Source organism: Bartonella sp. AP36NXGY (genome assembly GCF_042195865.1).
Classification (GTDB): domain Bacteria; phylum Pseudomonadota; class Alphaproteobacteria; order Rhizobiales; family Rhizobiaceae; genus Bartonella.
In genome coordinates this window covers 1-2,120 of sequence record NZ_JBHIPD010000079.1, presented here as the reverse complement: position 1 = coordinate 2,120, position 2,120 = coordinate 1, and the positions used below count along the sequence as shown (strand labels likewise).

Here is a 2,120-nt window from a genome sequence, read left to right as displayed (position 1 = left end):
ATGGTTGATGCCATTTGCTGGAGATACTATGCAAAGGGTCAACAAGCCCTTGCTGTTGAACGCGTTTATGCAGCAAACTTTGGTCTTGCAGACTATGGACCCATCTTAAAAGCAGGCATCACAATCGTTTTGCCAACCCTCCCCTATCCTAAAGCCACACCGGTGATTAGAATTTGGGGCAGTCAATCATGAAACCTTTTTGCATGGTTCTGGCAAATGGAGAGGACATCACAAGAACGCTGATGGACTATGTTTTGTCGATTGAAATTACCGATGAAGCAGAAGACAAAAGTGACCGCATTACCATAGAGCTTGATGACCGCGCCCGTGAGTGCGACAATGGCTTTCTTGATATTCCTCTCATCGGAACAATTATTTCTGTCACACTTGGCTATGAAGGCGGTAAAAACCGCGATATGGGCGCCTATCTGATTGATGAAATCTCTGTAAGCAGCCCCCCACAAAGTTTAAGCGTGACAGGACGCGCCGCCTCTATGAACACGTCTTATAGAACACCCAAAAGCCAATCCTATCACCAACAAACCCTTGGCAGTATTATTCAAGAGATAGCACAGCGCAATGGCTATACACCAAAAGTTGACCCTGCTCTTGCCAAAATTGTTGTGCGTCACATTGACCAAACTTCTGAAAGCGATATGGCTTTTGCCACGCGCCTTGCAGAAAACTATGATGCGGTAGCAAAACCCGTTGATGGCAAATTGGTGCTTGCCAAACGGGGTGAAGGCAAAGCCATTACCGGTGAAACACTGCCCGTCGTTGTCATCCATGAAAAACAATGTACCTCTTGGGATTTTAAATACAGTGCACGCGATGAAGCAGGTGCCGCCAATGGATTAAAGACAGATGCAGGAGATGATCAAAAAGCCGCCGCTGATGCACGAGAACCAGAGGAAATTGAGGAAGGCGAAGATGTGATCCATATGGATGAAAGTGACGCCCCCAATTTGCCTAAAGAAGAGACGGAAGCCAAAACATCTGAAAATCAAGAGCAAGAAGAAGAGAAAAAAGGCGGTGTTATCGCAAGCTATCATGATATCCGCACTGGTGAAAAAAAGGAAGTCAAGGTTGGTAAAGAGCCTTTTCATGAACTCAAATACACCTACCACAATCAATCAGAAGCTGTTGCGGCCATTGCTGCTTATCGCAACAAATCATCACGTGGGAAATCTTCTTTCTCATGTGATATTGGTGGTGATCCCTTTGTGCAAGCAGAAGCAAAGCTTATTCAAGAGCCCCCTTTCCGCCCCTATATTCCAGCAGAATGGCGCATCAAAAGTGTTAAACACAAGCTTGATAAAACAGGTGGTTATACCACAAAAATAGATTGCGAACTTTTTGATGAAACCCAAGAAGATGCGGCTGGAAACGTTGCAAACACCACACCAGACAAGGATGATACCCTCGACCCAAACGCCCCACCAGACGCATGCGACGAAGGTGAAGGCGTTATCCATATGGATGAGAAAGATATCAATTAGCAAAAATATCAAAAAATTATTAGAAGCTACTTGACAATGTGGCGACAATATGAATAATCGAATCAGGTGCCTAAGAAACACCTTAAACACATAGCGGATAGATTGCCGAAACAATCTTTTCACCGCCAATTAAAAACTTTGACTCGTTGTATGCTACAAGCATATAATGATATTGTCGGGTGTGGTTATGCTATACAATACCCTTTTGGGAAAGGCGTAACGACGGGCTATGTGCCGTGTTTCTTAGCACCCGGCGCTCTTTAATTGAGTGTCATTAAGAAACCTTTAAGCACATAGGAGCCAAATTATGGCACAGTATTTAATTGATATACATCAAACCACGATTAATGGTGATATCGTTCAAACAGTCAACGCACGTGAATTACATGCGTTTTTAGAAATAGGTAAAGATTTTTCCAATTGGATTACTGACCGTATCAAAAAATATAATTTATTAGAAAATCAAGACTTTGTTTGGTCGCCAAATTTGGCGAGCAAAGGCAGAGGTGGTCACAATCGTAAAGATTATCATCTGACTTTAAGTGTAGCCAAAGAGCTCTCTATGCTTGAAAATAATAAGAAAGGTAGAGAAGCTCGTTTATACTTTATCGAATGTGAAAG

Annotated in this window: 3 protein-coding genes; all 3 read left to right on the top strand. The window is 42.9% G+C overall.

Going from position 1 to position 2,120, the window contains the following annotated elements; translation table 11 throughout:
* A partial coding sequence (locus tag ACFINX_RS09860) for a tail protein X (protein WP_375668773.1) occupies nucleotides 1-192 on the top strand: 192 nt, incomplete at its 5' end.
* Nucleotides 189-1,499 (top strand): phage late control D family protein, encoded by a 1,311-nt coding sequence (locus tag ACFINX_RS09855; protein ID WP_375668772.1) that lies wholly within the window; start codon nucleotides 189-191, stop codon nucleotides 1,497-1,499. The genes ACFINX_RS09860 and ACFINX_RS09855, both read left to right, overlap by 4 nt.
* 307 nt (nucleotides 1,500-1,806) lie before the next feature.
* The coding region (locus ACFINX_RS09850) for an antA/AntB antirepressor family protein (RefSeq protein WP_375668771.1) at nucleotides 1,807-2,120 on the top strand (314 nt) is incomplete at its 3' end.

Coding starts and splice junctions, on each gene's coding strand:
- ACFINX_RS09855 (WP_375668772.1), top strand. CDS start 189: ATGAAACCTTTTTGCATGGTTCTGGCAAATGGAGAGGACATCACAAGA.